Raw genomic sequence first — 16,766 nt, forward strand, 5'->3', positions numbered from 1 at the left:
TATCCATCTGATTACCCTAAGCGGAAAGAAAAATGCAAAGTGAAGAGCAGCGCGGAGATGCTGCCTATCAACAAAGGGAGAGCGCCAAACGAAGACGACAGTGGACCATTCAGTTCGTGGTTCTGGCTGTGCTCGTGGCCTTTGTGTGGCTGTTGGTGCAAAACGTCTCAAGCAATTTGGCCGAACGCAGCATTCGCAGCGGTTTCGACTTCTTAAAAGGCGCTGCCAATTTCGAAATTGGCGAGGTATTGCTGCCGTTTGACTCCAGCCAACCCGTGTGGCTTGCGTTTCTAAACGGCGTTCTGAACACGATTCGCGTGGCAGTGTTTGCGATCATTACCTCGATGGTGCTCGGCGCCGTCGTGGGCATCATGCGCCTTTCCAATCACCCGATTCTGCGGTTCTTGGGCACTGCACACGTTGAGGTGTACCGCAATATTCCGCTCATCATCCAGCTTTTTGCGGTGTACATGTTGATCACCGAGCTGCTGCCGGCGAGCACCGAACCGCTGCACGCCGGTTCCTGGGCGCTGCTCTCCAAAGCGGGGCTGCAGTTTGCCGTGCCGGTTCAGACGGGGCTGGCTGCCATGGCTGCCTTTATTGCGGGCGTGCTGACGGCACTTTTGGTGCGTGAAACACAGCGCCGCCGCGTGACCGATCTGGTGGCGGGGCTTTTGGGTTTTGTGGCCGGCATTACGGTTGCACTCGTCGTTTGGGTGATCTTCGGGTTTTACAGCGGCTGGAGCAAGCCGGTTGTTTCGGGTTTCATGATCGAGGGCGGTGCGTCGCTCTCGCCCGAGTTCCTTGCCTTGTGGCTGGGACTTACGTTCTTTACGTCGGCAGCAATTGCCGAAATCGTTCGCGCCGGTGTGCTCGCCGTCAAGCAGGGGCAGTGGAATGCGGGTCTGGCACTCGGCCTGACTCGCTCTCAGGTGGTGAGCTACATCGTGTTTCCGCAGTCGATGCGTCTGGCGATTCCGCCGCTCACCAGTCAGTTCATGAACCTCACGAAGAACTCGTCTCTGGCCGTGGTGATCGGTTACCCCGACATCGTGGCCGTGGGTAATTCATCGATCAACATCACGGGGCAGGCGCTTGAAGTGATCGTGATCATCATGGCTGTCTACCTGTTCCTCAACCTCATCATCAGCGTGCTCATGAACGCGCTCAATAGCCGCGTCATGCGTGCGCCCCGCTAAAGGAGACTGAAAAAATGGAAACGACTCCTGCGGGATTGAAAAAAACGGTTTTCGAGCAAATCCGGGAACGATTCTTCTATTCCAGCCAGGCCACGGGCATTACGGTGGTTGCCTGTTTCGTGCTGGCGCTCATTCTGTGGCGACTGGTGGACTGGGCGATTGTCGACGCGGTATTTCGCGCCGATCCCAATGCCTGTTATCAGGCAAGCGGCGCGTGTTGGGGCTTTGTGACCGAGAAGTGGCGTTTGATCATCTTCGGACGCTTTCCCTACGAAGAGCAGTGGCGTCCCGCTGTTGCCACGACCGCTATCCTCTTGATGCTGGTTCTTTCGGCCTGGCCGTCGCTCTGGAACCGCAAAGGCGCTCGCATTTTGATGATCGGTTGGGTTGTCGGGTTTGCGGTCTTCTTCGGACTGATGTACGGTGGCTTTGCCGGCATGACGGCCGTACCCACTGACAGTTGGGGCGGTTTGCCGCTTACCGTCATCCTGACACTGCTGGGCATCGGGGTGTCAACGCCGATCGGCATTTTGCTGGCACTCGGCCGCCGCAGCAATCTGACTCTGGTGCGGGTGCTCTCGACGGGCTATATCGAACTCGTTCGCGGCGTGCCGCTCATCACTGTGCTCTTCGTGGCAAGTTTCGTCTTCCCGCTACTGTTGCCGAGCGGCGTGCGAATCGATCCGTTCTGGCGCGTTGCGGGCGGCATCATTCTCTTTCAGGCTGCCTACATGGCCGAAACGGTGCGCGGCGGCCTGCAGACGGTGCCGGCCGGACAGTTCCTTGCGGCCGACTCGCTAGGGTTGACGACCGTGCAGCGCTACGTATACGTGATCCTGCCGCAGGCTCTGGTGGCGGTGATCCCGGCTTTCGTCAACAACCTGCTTTCCATGTTCATGGACACGTCGCTTGTGACGGTCGTTTCCATGTTTGATCTGACGGGCAGTCTGCAGCTTGCGCTCGGCGATGCCAATTGGCGCGATTTCTTCCGCGAAGGCTATATTTTTGTAGCCGCCATTTATTTCGTGAGCTCGTTTGTGATGAGCCGCTACAGCCAGTGGCTTGAGAAGCGCATCGGTGCGGGCGCGAAGACCCGCTGATTAACGATACGGAGAGACGAGCGATGACGCAAAGCGGCGACGCGATGAAAAAGCTCTATTCGCACATCCAGATTCTTACGCAGGAAACGGCGGAAGTCGTGGATGAGGATGTGCTTTGGGAAGGGTTGATGCGATTTGTGCACGAACCCGAAAAATTCAACGATCAGGTCAAAAGCTGTACTGTCACGCCCGGCGCGGGTGATCGGGCCGGTACGGTCTTTGATCGAACGCTTGACTTCGGTTCGCACCGCGTCAAGGAGACGGTGTACCTCAATGAATCTGCACGATTGATGGAATTTCACGTGCAGGAGACAAAGGACTATCCGTCTTCGTGCCTGCGCATGGAAATTTCCCGCACGACGCAGCAGCTGCCTGCGGTGACGTTTACCTATTTTGCCCATAGCGAACCGAAGGTTCCGGCTTCGCTGCGCCCGCTCATCGAGCAGGCGTGGGAGCAGAAAGACAAAGCCATCCTCGAGCGCATCCTTTTGGATAAGCTTGATTCCGACGAACATTGATTGTGATCGACGCTCTGCCGGTAAGCCGCCTATGCGGCTGGCTTGCTGCGGAGCTTTTCTTTTGTTTGTACCATGACCGAACTTTCGACTGACGTGCGCTCCGCCATCGAGACGCGCATTGCCAAAGCCGTCGGCGCTAGCGTCGACCAAGTCCGAGCCGCCGTAGACCTGCTCGATGAAGGCGCTACGGTTCCCTTTATCGCCCGCTACCGCAAGGAAGTCACCGGCGGACTCGATGACACGCAGTTGCGCGATCTGCAAGAGCAGCTGATCTATCAGCGTGAGCTCGAGGAGCGCCGCGCTTCGATCCTGCAGGCCCTGAGCGACTCGGGCAAGCTCACCGAAGAGCTTGAACGCGACATTTGGGCGGCCGATACCAAGCAGCGTCTGGAAGACTTGTATCTGCCGTATAAGCCCAAGCGCCGTACTCGTGCGCAAGTAGCCCGAGAGGCAGGGTTGGAGCCGTTGGCCATGATGCTGTGGGAAGATCCCATGCGCGACCCGGAAACGCAAGCCGCGGCCTTTGTTAACCCGGACAAGGGCGTGGCCGACGTGCGCGCAGCGCTTGATGGTGCTCGCGACATCCTCGCAGAAGTTTTCTTTGAAAATGCTGACATGCTTGAAGAACTGCGCGAATTCCTCTGGAAGAAGGCGTATCTGGTGAGCAAGGTGGTGCCGGAAAAGGAAACCGATCCGGCGGCGGCCAAGTACAGCGACTATTTCGACTACGATGAACCGATTGAAACGGTGCCTTCGCATCGAGCACTTGCCGTCTTCCGAGGGCGTCAGGAAGGCCTGCTGACGGTAAAGGTGCTCCTTACTGAGGAAGAAGAAGCGCTGCCCGTGCATCCCTGTCAGGCGCTGATTGCCCGCGCGCATGGAATCAAGAATCTAGGACGACCTGCCGACGTTTGGCTGGCAGGCGTTGTGCGCTGGTGCTGGCGCGTCAAGTGCCTGGCTTCCGTTGAAGGCGATCTGCTTACTCGCCTTCGCGAACGCGCCGAAACGGAAGCCATCGGTGTTTTCGGTACCAATCTGAAGGATCTTCTTCTTGCTGCTCCGGCTGGCCACAAAGGCGTGATAGGTCTGGATCCGGGTATTCGAACCGGAGTGAAGGTGGCGGTGATTTCCGATACGGGTGCCGTATTGGATACGACGGTGATTTACCCGCATGAGCCTCGCCGAGACTGGGAGGGTTCGATCCATACGCTTGCTCAGCTGGCCCGCAAATACGGCTCCAAGCTCATTTCCATCGGCAACGGTACCGCCAGTCGTGAAACGGATAAGCTCGCCGGTGACCTGATCTCACGCCATCCCGAATTGGGACTGACGAAGATTGTGGTGAGCGAAGCGGGAGCTTCTGTTTATTCGGCTTCCGCTGCGGCGGCGGCCGAACTGCCCGATCTGGACGTGAGCTACCGCGGTGCGGTGTCCATTGCGCGGCGTCTGCAGGATCCCCTTGCTGAACTCGTCAAGATCGATCCGAAAGCCATCGGTGTGGGTCAGTATCAGCATGATGTGAACCAGTCTGAATTGGTGCGCAAGCTCGATGCGGTGGTGGAAGATTGCGTCAACGCCGTGGGCGTTGACGTCAACACGGCCTCGGCAGCGTTGTTGGTACGCGTGGCGGGCCTTTCCTCGTTGCAGGCCAAATCAATTGTGAGCTGGCGTGAGAAAAACGGTGCCTTCGCGGAGCGCCGCGCACTTCTGGACGTGCCTCGCCTCGGTCCCAAGACTTTTGAACAGGCTGCGGGTTTTCTGCGCATTCCCGATGCGGCTGATCCGCTCGATGCTTCGGGCGTTCATCCGGAAGCCTATCCGGTCGTGCAGCGCATCGTGGAAAAGACGGGACTGTCCGTAAAGAGCCTGATCGGCAACCACGACGTGCTCTCGCGGCTGAAAGCGTCGGACTACACCGATGAGCAGTTCGGCGTGCCGACCGTGACGGATATTCTCAAGGAGCTGGAAAAACCCGGCCGAGATCCCCGTCCGGAATTCAAAACAGCTAAATTCCAGGAAGGCGTGCACGAGATCAAAGACCTGGTGCCTGGCATGACGCTCGAAGGCGTGGTTTCCAATGTGGCAGCTTTCGGCGCTTTCGTTGACATTGGTGTGCATCAAGACGGTCTGGTGCATGTGTCGGAACTCTCCGACCGATTCGTTCGGGATCCTCGCGAAGTTGTCAAGGTGGGAGACATCGTGCGGGTTCGTGTTCTTGATGTGGATGTCGCTCGCAAGCGCATCAGTCTTTCCATGCGAAGTCGTGAAAAGGCAGTCAGAAACGTCACTCCGGCAACCGACAAGCGTTCGAACGTCACCGTGAGGCCGAACAACCGTCCGCAGAAGTCGCCTTCGGGGGCAATGGCAGCGGCGTTCGCCGGTCTGAAGCTTGGTCGTTAATCGTCCGGAACGGCAAACAAGAACGGTGTGCGGCAGGCAAAATCCGGCGGCGCACCGTTTTTTATTTTGGGTTTGCAACAGACATATTCCGACAAAGGCAAAATCGATCGATCTGGGCTAGAGTTTGTGCGTCATTGGTTTCATATTGGAGAGAATGATCATGGATCCTAAACAGCTGGCGCCGGTGCTTTCGAACGTGACGGCTTCGGCCGACAAGTTGGCGGCCTGCCCGACGGTCAAGGAAGCCCTTGCAGCGATTCTGCGCGATGAAAAAATCACGCTTGCCGATCAGATTGCCATTACGGAAGTGGAAGCGCCGCCCTTTCATGAAGACGAGCGCGCCAAGGATTTGATGCGTCGCTTTCAGGCGCTTGGCCTCACCGACGTCACGATTGATCAGGAAGGCAACGTCATTGCGCGCCGCCCCGGTACCGGCAATGGCCCTACGCTGGTTCTCGGAGCGCATCTCGATACGGTGTTTCCGGCAGGAACGGACGTGCGCGTTCGCGAAGAAAACGGCATTTATCACGCGCCCGGCATCAGTGACGACGCTCGCGGTCTGGCGGTGATCCTGCAGGTGCTTCGCACGATGCAGGAAAAGAACATTCAGACGGTCGGCGACATCTGTTTCGTCTGCACGGTTGGCGAAGAAGGCAATGGCGATCTGCGCGGTTCCAAGCATCTTTTCCTGAAGTCTGGCATGAAGATCGACGGTTTCATTTCGGTTGATGGCGTTGATGTTGGTCGACTTCTTTGCGCCGCTACTGGCTCCAAGCGCTACCGCGTGCATTTCGACGGCCCGGGCGGCCATTCCTGGAAGAATTACGGTTACCCTTCGGCGATTCACGCTATGGGCCGCGCCATCGCCAAGATTGCCGACGTGCATCCCTGCGAAGAGCCGAGAACAACGTTTACCTGCGGTACGATTGGCGGCGGCACGACCGTCAACTCCATTGCGGCGCACTGCGAGATGGAACTCGACATGCGCAGTGCCGGCGGTAAGGAGCTCGAAGAGATCGAAGCGCAAATTCTGCCCCTGATCCAAGCGGCTTGCGATGAAGAAAATGCCCGCTGGGGCGCCGAAGGCGACTTGGCCGTGAAGCTCACGCTTGAGCCCATCGGTCACCGTCCGGGGGGCCAGCAGTCCGACGAGTCGAGCGTTTTGCAGGCCGCCCGCGCCGCGATGAACGAACTGGGCATCGAACTCAAGAAGTACGATGCGGCTTCGACCGACCACAACATTGCCATCCACTGCGGCATTCCCGCCACGACCTTGGGCGGCGGCGGAGCCGAAGGGTTCAACCATAACGTCAAGGAATGGTATGACCCCAAGGACGGATACTTGGGTGCGCAGCTTGCGTTTTTGACCTCTCTGTTGCTCGTCGGCATGCAGGGTGTCGCCGATCCGCTTTTGCCCAAGCGCGACTGAGGCTTTGAAAAGTGTCTAACGCCTTGAAGCAACCTGAAAAAACGGTGTTTGCCGTTTGGCAGGAAAGCTGGAAATAGGCGAAAATAGCGCACCTTTCAAAAAATAAAACTCGGCCCGTACGGGAGCTTTGACAAAAAGATCACCCGACGGGCCGTTGTTTGCGCGTGCGGCACACGGCCGCACCGTTTCTTTCGACTGATATTTCTCATCCATGTCCAAGCAAGCGCTTTTACGAGAAGTGCGCCGTCGTCGCACTTTTGCCATTATTTCTCACCCTGACGCGGGTAAAACGACCTTGACGGAAAAACTGTTGCTCTTCGGCGGCGCCATTCAGATGGCCGGTGCTGTCAAGGGGCGCAAGGCTGCGCGCCATGCCACAAGCGACTGGATGGAAGTGGAAAAGCAGCGCGGCATCTCGGTAACGAGTTCCGTGATGCAGTTCGAATACAAGGATCACATCATCAATCTGCTCGACACGCCGGGCCACGAGGACTTCTCCGAGGATACGTATCGTGTTCTCACGGCCGTAGACGCCGCCGTCATGGTCATTGACGCGGCCAAGGGCGTCGAAGCTCAGACGATCAAGCTTTTGAATGTCTGCCGCATGCGCAACACGCCGATCATCACGTTCATCAACAAGCTTGATCGTGAAGTGCGCGACCCGCTGGATTTGCTCGGCGAAATCGAATCCGTGCTCAAGCTGCAGTGCGTGCCCATTACCTGGCCGATCGGCATGGGAAAGACGTTCCGCGGTGTGTTTAATCTTCGTAAGAATCACCTGGTGCGCTTTGAACCGGGCACCGAAAAGCTTGCTAAGGAAACCGAACTCATCGAAGGGTTGGATAATCCCCGTCTTGATGAACTCTTTCCGATGGAAATGCCGCCTGTGCGCGAATCCGTGGAGCTTGTGCAGGGTGCAACCGAACCGTTTTCGCTGGAAGCATTTCTCGCCGGTCAGCAAAGCCCGGTGTTCTTCGGCTCCGGTGTGAACAATTTCGGTGTGGAAGATGTTTTGGAAGCGCTTCTGGAGTGGGCGCCGCAGCCGCAGCCTCGTGACGCAGGCTCTCGCTGCGTCGATCCTCTGGAAGAACCCTTTACGGGCTTTGTCTTCAAGATCCAGGCCAACATGGATCCGCGTCACCGTGACCGCATCGCGTTCTTCCGTGTCTGCTCCGGCGTTTATCAGCCCGGCATGAAGGTGCGCCATGTCCGTGAAGGTCGTGAAATGAAGATTGCCAATGCGCTGACCTTCATGGCAAACGAACGCGTCCACATGCAAGAGGCCTATGCGGGCGACATCATCGGTATCTACAACCACGGTCAGCTGCACATCGGCGATACGCTCACCGAAGGTGAAGTGCTGGGCTTTACGGGCATTCCGTACTTTGCGCCGGAATTGTTCCGCTCGGCTCGCGCCCGCGATCCGTTAAAGGGTAAGCAACTGCATCAGGGTCTCAAGGAACTCGGTGAAGAAGGTGCCATTCAGGTTTTTGAAGGCGAATTCGGCAATCTGATGCTTGGTGCCGTAGGCCAGTTGCAATTTGAAATCGTGGCGCAACGTCTGGCGACCGAATACAAGGTAGACGCTATTTACGAGTCAACCGACGTTTCGACGGCCCGCTGGCTGGTGTTTCCCGACGAAAAAACCAAGAAGGATTTCTGTGAAGAACAGGCCGCACGTCTTGCGCGCGACAGCGAAGGCAACATCTGCTACATGGCGACGAGCATCTACAACCTGATGACCACGCAAAAGCATTGGCCGCAGGTGCAGTTCCTGACCACGCGCGAACAGGGCCAGAAGTTCGAATAAGGAAAATCAGCATGCACAAAACCGATCAGAACGTGTGTATTCGCAAGGCGACGCTACAGGATGCGGCGCTGCTTACGCAGATTGAAGCGGCGTGTTTTCCGGCGGCCGAGGCGGCTACCCGCGATCGCTTCGATGCGCGGTTGGAGGCGTTTGCCGACCACTTCCTGATTTGCGAAGTTGACGGTGAGGCGGTGGGCTTTATCGATGGGATGGTGATCGACAGCCCCTACATCGAAGATGTTATGTTCGAAAAGGCCGACAGGCACTGCCCCGACGGCGCCTGGCAGAGTATCTTCGGCCTCAATACGTTGCCCAAATACCGCCGTCGCGGTTATGCGGCGCGACTTATGCAGGCGCTCATTGCGCAGGCCAGAGAAGAGGGCCGCCGCGGCTTGACGCTAACATGCAAGGAGCACATGCTGCACTATTACGCCAAATTCGGGTTTGTGCCGCTCGGTGCCTCCGATTCTCAGCACGGCGGAGCCCGCTGGTTTGATATGGTGCTTGAGTTCAAGCCCGAGATTGCCGTGCAGCCGCCGGTGAAGGCCGTCTTATTCGATTTGGACGGTACGTTGGTCGATTCGGTGCCGATGCTTACCGCAGCCGTCAATCGCGTGATGCGCGCCAACGGCTGCCCGGAATTTACCGAGGCGCAAATTGCCGCCATGGTCGGCAGAGGCGCAAAGGCTCTCATTGAAAGCGTGTGTGCGGCTCAGAATATTGAACCGACGCCTGAAAACGTCCAGCGTTTCCTGCAGGCGTACGCTGCTGCCATGATGGGAAGTGGGTTACCTGAAGAAAAGTTCTATCCGGGCGCACGAGAAGCCGTGGCCGCATTGCAGGCCGCAGGTTTTAAGACGGCTCTTGTTACCAACAAGATGCGTATGGTGACGGAGACTTTCGTTCAGCGTAGCGGTTTGAATGCGGATCTGGATGTCTTAGTGGCCGGAGACGACACAGATCATCCCAAGCCTGCTCCCGACATGCTGCTTCTTGCTTGCGAAAAGCTGGGCGTGAGTCCGACCGAAGCGGTCATGGTGGGTGATTCGGAAAACGACGCATGGGCCGCCAAAGCTGCTGGCATTCGCGCCATGCTCGTGAGCACCGGCTATAACGGTACGGTGCCGATGACGCAGTGGGCAAAGGACAACGGTTTTTCCCTGGTGTTTGACAGCGTTGCAGGCATCAAGGATTACATCTTTGCTTGCGAAGGAAAGTTTGTGAGCTGACAGAGAAAAGCGCGCCATCGAGCGCGCTTTTCGGATTAATGAGCCAACAAGCCGCTGCGGTTTCTAAAGTGCAGTGAGGAGCCGAAGCGATGGCGCCCGATAACGCGTCCGGTGACGGCTTCTAGTTCCTGCTCCAGCATCACGTTGCTGTCGGGTTCCGATTCGGTGCCCTGCTTGTTGTCGTAGAGCTGATAGCTTGCGCGTGTGCGCTGAGGCGTGACGTTGGGCATGATCACGTTGCAGCCGGAAAGAACGCCCAGCGTGCGGCCGCCTGTCACGAGTGTTTCCAGTGCTGTGGCCGCAGCCATGTTGACGGTGGGCAGAGCCAGTCGCGTGGCGGACAACATATTGCGCGTGAGCGTCAGAAGCGCGTCCTTTTGCATCATGCCGTCGGCCACCATATCGCCGCCGTGGCTCACCAGGTAGGGGCCCATGCCGAGCATGTCGGCGTCAAGCGACTCAAAGGTGCGGATGTCGCGCACCAGATCTTCCAGGCTTTGCCCAGGGATGCCGATCATCACGCCGGTTCCGACTTGATAGCCGAGCTTGCGAAGCGTCGCCAAAGCTTCCAGTCGCGCGGGCCATGTCTTTTGTGCGCCGCCTTTGCCTGAGTGCAGATAGTTAAACAGTTCAAGATTGCTTGTCTCAATGCGAAGCAGATAGCGAAGGGCCTTGCGGTTGCCTGCCGCTTGTGCCCAGCGCTCGTATGTTTCTTCCGTCTGCTCGCCGAAGCTCAGCGTGACGCCGCACCCTTCGGGGATGCCTTCTTCGATGCTCATGCGATGAATGCGACGCAGGACGTCTTCGACAAAGGCGATGAACTTTTCATCCGTGCGTTCACCTGCCTGCAGGGCCACCGAGCCGTAACCGGCTCGCACTGCGTAGCGGGCCGCCTCAACGATTTCGTCTGGAGTCAGCGTATAGCGCTGAGCCTGATGGTTGCCCTTGCGGATACCGCAGTAACGGCAGTCGTAGATGCAATAGTTGCTGATTTCGATAAGTCCGCGAAACCACAGCGCATTGCCGTGCACGCGGGTAGTGCGGTCGTAGGCTTCACGCCACAGACGGGCACAGCACTCGGTATCGGTCAGCGACAGGAAGGCGAGAAGATCTTCGTCGGTGAATGTGTCTTTGGCCAGAACGGATTCAAGCGTTTGCAGATTCATACTTAGGAGCGGTTGGAGAAGGTTTCGCGGGCTTCGTGAAACGCCTTCATGGCTTCGGGATGCAGTTCGAGCGCGCGCTCAAGCACACCTTGAAGGTGGCTGATGGCAACGCCGTAGTTGGTCATAGGCACGTTCTGACGCTTGGCCTGTGCAAGACGCGTGAGCATGTGGCGTCGCGTTACGACGCAACCGCCGCACTGCAAAATGAGTTTGTAGGGTGTCAGATCCACGGGAAAGTCTTTACCGACCACGACCTCGACGTCCAGTTCGCCTCCGACTTTTTTGGCTAGCCAGCGCGGCAGTTTTTTGCGGCCGATATCATCAGGCTGAGGATGGTGCGAGCATGTCTCGCAGATCATCACCTTGTCGCCCGGGCGCAAAAAGTCGATCATGGCTGCACCGCGGGCCATGTCAACAAGGTCGCACTTGCTGTAGGCCATCTGAATTGAGAAGGTCGTCACAGGAATTTCCTTTGGGGTCTGATCGACAACTGACTGCACCACCTGACTGTCGGTGACGACGAAGGCGGGTGGTTCTTTTTCATTGGCAAGCGCTTCAGCCAGGCGGTTTTCGCGCACGACGATGCACTTGGCGTCGGCGTCGAGAATTTCACGAATGGCTTGTACCTGAGGAAGAATCAGACGCCCCTTGGGGGCCCCCGTGTCAATCGGCGTGACGAGCATCACGGTGTCGCCCGGATGTACCAGATCACCCAGCAGCGGAAGATCCGGATCAACAGCGCTTTGAGCAAGTTTTACGATGGCCTCGCGCACGGCGTCAATGTTTTGCTTTTGGCTGGCGCAAACCGTGACCGGTTCGTAGCCGAGTTCGCGGACCTGATTTTCTGTGGCGGTAAGAGCTTGAGAGTCAGCTGTGTCGGCCTTGTTCAAAACGACGACGGCGGGCGTGGCAGTGCTTTTGACTGTGCCGATGAGTTCCAGCTCGCTCTCAGTGAGCGCCTTGGCATCGCAGACGATCAGCGCCACGTCTACCCAGCCCAGAACAGCGAGCGAACGTTCCGTACGAAGTCCGCCCAGTTCGCCGACATCGTCAATGCCAGCGGTATCGATGAAGACAACCGGACCGATCGGCGCGAGTTCGCAGGCTTTTTCCACCGGATCGGTGGTGGTGCCGGGTACGTCACTCACGATGGCAATTTTTTGATTGGTGAGTGCATTGATGAGCGAACTTTTGCCGGCGTTGCGTCGACCGAAAAGACCGATGTGAAGGCGAAGCCCCTTGGGAGTCTGCATGCGGGATGCAATGCCGATGACCGGATTTGTCATATCAGTACAAAAGGTAATAAGTTAAAAGATTCGACCGTTTGGCGGACCTTGATTGTAGAGCCGCGACAGGCAAAAAAATCCCGCCCGAAGGATTTGTTTTCTTTCGAGCGGGATTTCGGACGGCAAGCCTGACGAATCAGGCTTGCTGCAAACGCAACATTACTTTTCGATGTTGGTGCGAATGACGTCCTTTTCGAGCCACACGGGCGAGTGGTGTTCAGCAGCTTCCCAGCTGATGTCGCCGGTACCGATACGCCAGATGCCGAGGAAGTGAGACATCGACAGCAGGGCGAGCGGAATGTGAGCGCAGACCACGAGCACAGTGATGAACAGCGAGCCCCAGACGTGGAGGTACCACATGGAGAGGAAGGCGTCCTTACCGATGGCCGGAGCGAACACCCACAGCAGCCAGCCGGTGACGATGAGCATCACGATGGCAGCGGTGAAGAGCAGGTAGGAAGCCTTCTGGCCGGCGTTGTAGCGGCCCTGCGGCGTGACTTCAACCGGGCCGAACGGGATCTTGAAGAAGCGACGCGGGTAGCCGCCGAAGTTGCGGAACCACAGGATCGTGTTCTTGTCCCAGATCAGGCAGGCATTGATCATCAGAGCAAAACGTTCGGGGGCGAACAGGAGATAGCCCACGAGGTTGAGCGTGAAGACGATGCCGAGACCGACGTGCCACGCCATCAGGCTTTCGCCCGTAGCAGCTTCGGGTTTGGCGAGGTAGACGATGGCGCCGGTGATGACGAGCGCAAACCAAAGAATTGCGTTAAGACCGTGGAAGACCTTATCGGCAACATGGAAGCGCAAAATGCGGTCGTTGTGATTGGCCATGATTGCGACCTCCTTCAATTAGTGGTGAGCGGAAAGCTGCGAGCGCTGGAAGTAGTGCGTGTGCAGCAGACCGTACATGGTGTTGTCCATCGGAGCGGCGCCGAGATCAACGTAGATCTGACGCACGACGGGGTTCTGGTGCGAGCTTGTCAGGTTCATGGCCTGGCAGAGTTTGTCGTCGGCATAGAGACCCTTCTGACGGGCAAGCAAAACGGAATTGCGGTTCGCGAGCAGATCGCCGACAGCCCAACCGGTGGCACCGGCGGCGACAGCGCAAAGACCCACAACCTTAAACAGACCGCGGCGGCCGAGAATGACACTCGCCGGGCGTTCTTCAAACTGGTAAACGGACATTTGTGTGTTCCTTTCTATCGGCTAATGGGTTAGAGGCTCACGGGGAGCGGGAACAAGGGCTTGAGCCAGCCGGTGCCGGTGCCCTGAACAGGCTGACCGCCGCCGTTGACGCAACCGCCCGGGCAGTTCATCACTTCGATGAAGTGCCAACGATCCGGATTTCCGCGCAGTTCGTTAAGAACGTGCTCGAGAGCCTGATTGGCGCCGTTGACCACGCAAACGCGCAGTTCGAAGGTCTTGCCGTTCAGTTCGGGCAGAGCCAGCGGAATCTTGGCTTCCACGTAGCTGTTGTCGAGGCCGCGCACCGGGATGATGTCGGCGTTGTCGAGTTCCTTGCCCATCAGCACACGGTAGGCCGTACGCAGAGCAGCTTCCATCACACCGCCGGAGCAGCCGAAAATCGTGCCGGCGCCGGTGTAGACGTCGAGATTTTCACGCTTGCGATCCTTCGGGAGCGTGAGCGGGTTGATGTTGTGGCGACGCAGCAGTTCGGCGATGTCGCGGGCGGTGAGCACGGCGTCAACGTCGGGGAAGCGCGGCGTGTCGGCAGGAATCGTGCCGGCCTTGATGTGATAACGCCAGGCGGTGTCCATTTCGGGACGGCTGGCTTCGAGGATCTTGGCCGTGCAGGGAGCGATGGCCACAACCTTCACGTTGCGCGGATCCGTGTTGTAGAGGAACTTCGGAGCCCACACCTTGGCGAGCACGCCGCCCATCTGAATCGGGCTCTTGGCCGTGGACAAATGCGGGAGGAAGTCGGCGTTGAACGTTTCGGCATTGCGCACCCAGGCCGGGCAGCAGCTCGTGAAGTGCGGCAGCGGATGGTGAGCGGCGCGTTCGAATTCGGGGCCGCGCTTGCCGAGCACCCAGTACTGGACCTTGCGCACGAATTCCGTGCCTTCTTCCATGATGGTCTGGTCAGCGGAGCTGTTGACGTCGTAGGTCTTGAAGCCCAACTTTTCGAAGGCGTTCATCATCTGATCGGTGGACAGATCGCCGGGCTTGCCGCCGAATTCTTCCGCGATCGACACGCGAACAGCCGGGGAGGGGTGAGCTACCACAACGTTGCTCTTGTCGGCGAGCATCTTGTCGACGGTGTCGACAAAGCTCATCTGTTCGATGGCGTTGAACGGGCAGCTGATCAGGCACTGGCCGCAGGTGACGCAACGCTGATCGTCAATCTTGTGCTTGGAGCCGAGATGGCCCTGAATGGCATCGACCGGGCAGACCTTGCGGCAGGTGTCGCAAGCTTCGCACAGGTCTTCATTGATTTTGATGATGCCGCGCAACTCGCCCTTGCGAATGTTGCCGACAAAATCGGGGCCGTTCAGGCCGAAGGCGTCAGCCGTCGGATTGAACGTCTTGATTCTGATGGTTTTTGCACTCATCTTTAGGGATCTCCTGTTCTTTTAAAAAGGGCGTCGATCCTGACTCGAAACAGGGCTCTCTAACGCCGCTTTCGCTGGTGCCGAGAAACCGAAACAGACCCGTCCGCGGCAATCCGAACAACTGCCCCGGACTAGATACAGATAAACAAAGATAGGGTCGGTGCGGCTTTAGGGGAGGAACACAAAGAGACGGCTTTGCATTCCGGCACTCGCGCGGGTCGATTTTATAGGCAACAAGCGCGAAAAACTAGGCATTTCAGGGGGCGGACGGAATAAAAAAAGGATAGGTCGGAAGGTGATCGGAGGATCATCCGAAAGTTTGATTTAGCGCAAATTACTTGCGAACTGAAATAAATAGAAAAGAAAAAATGCTTTAAAAACAAAAGGATGACATTTGATTTGTGAAAGTTTTTCCTATGGCTTCGAAGGAAACAATGAAAGACTCTCGCAAATTGCTACTTAAAAAGAGGTAGATTGGGCTAAGGCAGAAGTAGCAATCGGTTTATTTTGTCGTGGCGTAGCAAAAGTTTGATTTAAGTCAAAAGTGGTGCAAAGTCTCACGGCGAAAGAGGTGAAGATCGAACCGCCGCTTTTGTATGAGTCCGAACGAAAAAAAAGGCCGCCCGAAAGAGGCGGCCGCAGTGCGCGTTGCGAACAATCAGCAGTCGATGTCGCGAAGCGGTTTTCTGAGTTCGGCGCGGACGTTATCCATGCCCGAATAGAAGGCTTTCATCATCACCAAACCAAGGAACTTGCCCGCATCAGTCACGATCAGATTGTCGGGATCTTCGGGGTTGTCCTTGATGGCTCCTGCGATGCGAAGTCCAAGCATTTCTTTGAAAAGAGCTTTGTCGAGATCAACGCCATGTACTTCTCGGAAATACTTGCGCGACAGACGCGCCGAGAAGAGGCCCAGAAGCAGGCGGTACTGCAAGACGGCGTGTTTGTCGAAGTTGCGGCGGCGTTCCACGCCGGTCATGCCGGCCTTGATACGCTCGTTGTATCGGCGCAGACTGAAGGTGTTGACGTACAGGCTACTGCCCAGGAACGAGAAGGCGCCGGAGCCCACGCCCAGATATTCGTCGTGATCAACCACGTACTCATCGAAGCCTTCATCGTGAGTGCGTCCGAACGTCCAGCTCGTGAGCTGTCGGTAGTGGTTGCCGAGCGTGTTCATGATTACGGCGTACTGGTCAGCAAGTTCGATGCCCTTGGCGGCAATCGTCTGTTTGACGCTTTTGCGGGTCTGGCTCGTCACCATCAACGGATAGGTCGTGATCTGACGGGGATTGAGCTCCACGAGCAGATCCATGTCACGCTGAAGCATTTCAAGATTCTGGCCGCGGAAACCGAAGATCATGTCCACATTGGTCGTCGGAAAAAGCTCGAGTGCTTCCTGCAGACGTTCGTAAATGAGAGCGCCGGAGCCGAACTTGTCATAGCGTTCGGTCATCTTGAGGATGTCGTCATTGAAGCTTTGCACACCGATGCTCATGCGGTCTACGAGCCCCTTGAGATTGCGGAACGTGGGCGTGGCGATCTGAAGCGGGTCGGTTTCGCACGACACTTCCTTGATGCCGGGGAAAAGCGTGCGAGCGTGTTCGATCGTGCGAATGAGTTCGTCTTCGAGAATTGTCGTCGTGCCTCCGCCGATGTACATGCTCGTGAAGTCGTAGCCGAGCGCCTTCACGTAGTCCATTTCCTTGCGCAGATTGATGAAGTATTCGCGCGCCTTGTGTTCCTTGAAGAGGAAACGATGGAATGTGCAGTATGAGCAAAGCGTCTTGCAGAACGGAATATGGGCGTAAAGCAGGTACTGGTGACCGGGCTGCGGTTCCGGCGGTCGGTCGAGAACGACGGGATCGCAGTTGAGGTAGCGGTCGATGTAGTACTGCATGATTCGGTCGGTGAGATTGATCATCCAGTTGGGCATCAACTTGCCGATGCGAACCTGAGGCTGTTCAGTCATAAATCTAAAAAAAGCAGAAAAGACGGCTGCACGAGATGTGTCATGCAGCCGGAAAGCTAAAGGTTAGGTCGAAGCAATTGTACG

The 16,766-nt window shown here is 57.2% G+C and carries 13 protein-coding genes; 7 read left to right on the top strand and 6 right to left on the bottom strand.

What is annotated here, in order from left to right; translation table 11 throughout:
- The first annotated feature begins 32 nt into the window (after window positions 1-32).
- The 7 genes from DW133_RS06010 to DW133_RS10035 all read left to right on the top strand — a co-directional run bounded on the left by DW133_RS06010 (window position 33) and on the right by DW133_RS10035 (window position 9,685).
- Window positions 33-1,199 (top strand): amino acid ABC transporter permease, encoded by a 1,167-nt coding sequence (locus DW133_RS06010; protein WP_118275743.1) that lies wholly within the window; start codon window positions 33-35, stop codon window positions 1,197-1,199.
- A 14-nt stretch (window positions 1,200-1,213) separates the two neighbouring features.
- Window positions 1,214-2,299, top strand: coding sequence for an amino acid ABC transporter permease (locus DW133_RS06015; protein WP_118275744.1), 1,086 nt, complete (start codon window positions 1,214-1,216; stop codon window positions 2,297-2,299).
- A gap of 23 nt (window positions 2,300-2,322) precedes the next feature.
- Window positions 2,323-2,817, top strand: coding sequence for an AtaL-like protein (locus DW133_RS06020; protein ID WP_118275745.1), 495 nt, complete (start codon window positions 2,323-2,325; stop codon window positions 2,815-2,817).
- A 72-nt stretch (window positions 2,818-2,889) separates the two neighbouring features.
- On the top strand, window positions 2,890-5,217 hold the full coding sequence (locus tag DW133_RS06025; protein WP_118275746.1) for a Tex family protein: 2,328 nt from the start codon (window positions 2,890-2,892) through the stop codon (window positions 5,215-5,217).
- 160 nt (window positions 5,218-5,377) lie between these two features.
- Window positions 5,378-6,646 (top strand): M20/M25/M40 family metallo-hydrolase, encoded by a 1,269-nt coding sequence (locus tag DW133_RS06030; RefSeq protein WP_233542129.1) that lies wholly within the window; start codon window positions 5,378-5,380, stop codon window positions 6,644-6,646.
- Between the two features lie 211 nt (window positions 6,647-6,857).
- A complete protein-coding gene (locus DW133_RS06035) occupies window positions 6,858-8,456 on the top strand; it encodes a peptide chain release factor 3 (protein WP_118275748.1) in 1,599 nt (532 codons plus the stop codon).
- A gap of 11 nt (window positions 8,457-8,467) precedes the next feature.
- Window positions 8,468-9,685 (top strand): HAD-IA family hydrolase, encoded by a 1,218-nt coding sequence (locus tag DW133_RS10035; RefSeq protein WP_158571134.1) that lies wholly within the window; start codon window positions 8,468-8,470, stop codon window positions 9,683-9,685.
- 35 nt (window positions 9,686-9,720) lie between these two features.
- Here the strand turns inward: DW133_RS10035 and hydE are convergent, their stop codons facing one another.
- From hydE to DW133_RS06070, 6 genes are all read right to left on the bottom strand, one after another.
- Window positions 9,721-10,851 carry a [FeFe] hydrogenase H-cluster radical SAM maturase HydE gene (hydE, locus tag DW133_RS06045; protein WP_118275749.1) on the bottom strand — a complete coding sequence of 377 codons (1,131 nt, stop codon included), beginning with the start codon at window positions 10,849-10,851 and terminating at the stop codon, window positions 9,721-9,723.
- 2 nt (window positions 10,852-10,853) lie between these two features.
- Window positions 10,854-12,137: a [FeFe] hydrogenase H-cluster maturation GTPase HydF gene (hydF, locus tag DW133_RS06050; RefSeq protein ID WP_233542130.1), complete on the bottom strand. Its 1,284-nt coding sequence runs from the start codon at window positions 12,135-12,137 to the stop codon at window positions 10,854-10,856.
- A gap of 159 nt (window positions 12,138-12,296) precedes the next feature.
- Window positions 12,297-12,971, bottom strand: coding sequence for a cytochrome b/b6 domain-containing protein (locus tag DW133_RS06055; protein WP_118275769.1), 675 nt, complete (start codon window positions 12,969-12,971; stop codon window positions 12,297-12,299).
- Window positions 12,972-12,989: 18 nt separating this feature from the next.
- Window positions 12,990-13,325 (bottom strand): iron hydrogenase small subunit, encoded by a 336-nt coding sequence (locus tag DW133_RS06060; protein WP_118275750.1) that lies wholly within the window; start codon window positions 13,323-13,325, stop codon window positions 12,990-12,992.
- Window positions 13,326-13,354: 29 nt separating this feature from the next.
- On the bottom strand, window positions 13,355-14,713 hold the full coding sequence (locus tag DW133_RS06065; RefSeq protein ID WP_118275751.1) for a [Fe-Fe] hydrogenase large subunit C-terminal domain-containing protein: 1,359 nt from the start codon (window positions 14,711-14,713) through the stop codon (window positions 13,355-13,357).
- 658 nt (window positions 14,714-15,371) lie between these two features.
- Window positions 15,372-16,682: a coproporphyrinogen III oxidase family protein gene (locus tag DW133_RS06070; RefSeq protein ID WP_118275752.1), complete on the bottom strand. Its 1,311-nt coding sequence runs from the start codon at window positions 16,680-16,682 to the stop codon at window positions 15,372-15,374.
- Window positions 16,683-16,766: the final 84 nt, after the last annotated feature.

This window comes from Sutterella sp. AM11-39 (assembly GCF_003472385.1).
Taxonomy (GTDB): Bacteria; Pseudomonadota; Gammaproteobacteria; order Burkholderiales; family Burkholderiaceae_F; genus Duodenibacillus; species Duodenibacillus intestinigallinarum.

Excerpts from the sequence above, each read along its gene's own strand:
- DW133_RS06010 (WP_118275743.1), top strand. The coding sequence starts at position 33 with ATGCAAAGTGAAGAGCAGCGCGGAGATGCTGCCTATCAACAAAGGGAG.
- DW133_RS06015 (WP_118275744.1), top strand. The coding sequence starts at position 1,214 with ATGGAAACGACTCCTGCGGGATTGAAAAAAACGGTTTTCGAGCAAATC.
- DW133_RS06020 (WP_118275745.1), top strand. The coding sequence starts at position 2,323 with ATGACGCAAAGCGGCGACGCGATGAAAAAGCTCTATTCGCACATCCAG.
- DW133_RS06025 (WP_118275746.1), top strand. The coding sequence starts at position 2,890 with ATGACCGAACTTTCGACTGACGTGCGCTCCGCCATCGAGACGCGCATT.
- DW133_RS06030 (WP_233542129.1), top strand. The coding sequence starts at position 5,378 with ATGGATCCTAAACAGCTGGCGCCGGTGCTTTCGAACGTGACGGCTTCG.
- DW133_RS06035 (WP_118275748.1), top strand. The coding sequence starts at position 6,858 with ATGTCCAAGCAAGCGCTTTTACGAGAAGTGCGCCGTCGTCGCACTTTT.
- DW133_RS10035 (WP_158571134.1), top strand. The coding sequence starts at position 8,468 with ATGCACAAAACCGATCAGAACGTGTGTATTCGCAAGGCGACGCTACAG.
- hydE (WP_118275749.1), bottom strand. The coding sequence starts at position 10,851 with ATGAATCTGCAAACGCTTGAATCCGTTCTGGCCAAAGACACATTCACC.
- hydF (WP_233542130.1), bottom strand. The coding sequence starts at position 12,137 with ATGACAAATCCGGTCATCGGCATTGCATCCCGCATGCAGACTCCCAAG.
- DW133_RS06055 (WP_118275769.1), bottom strand. The coding sequence starts at position 12,971 with ATGGCCAATCACAACGACCGCATTTTGCGCTTCCATGTTGCCGATAAG.
- DW133_RS06060 (WP_118275750.1), bottom strand. The coding sequence starts at position 13,325 with ATGTCCGTTTACCAGTTTGAAGAACGCCCGGCGAGTGTCATTCTCGGC.
- DW133_RS06065 (WP_118275751.1), bottom strand. The coding sequence starts at position 14,713 with ATGAGTGCAAAAACCATCAGAATCAAGACGTTCAATCCGACGGCTGAC.
- DW133_RS06070 (WP_118275752.1), bottom strand. The coding sequence starts at position 16,682 with ATGACTGAACAGCCTCAGGTTCGCATCGGCAAGTTGATGCCCAACTGG.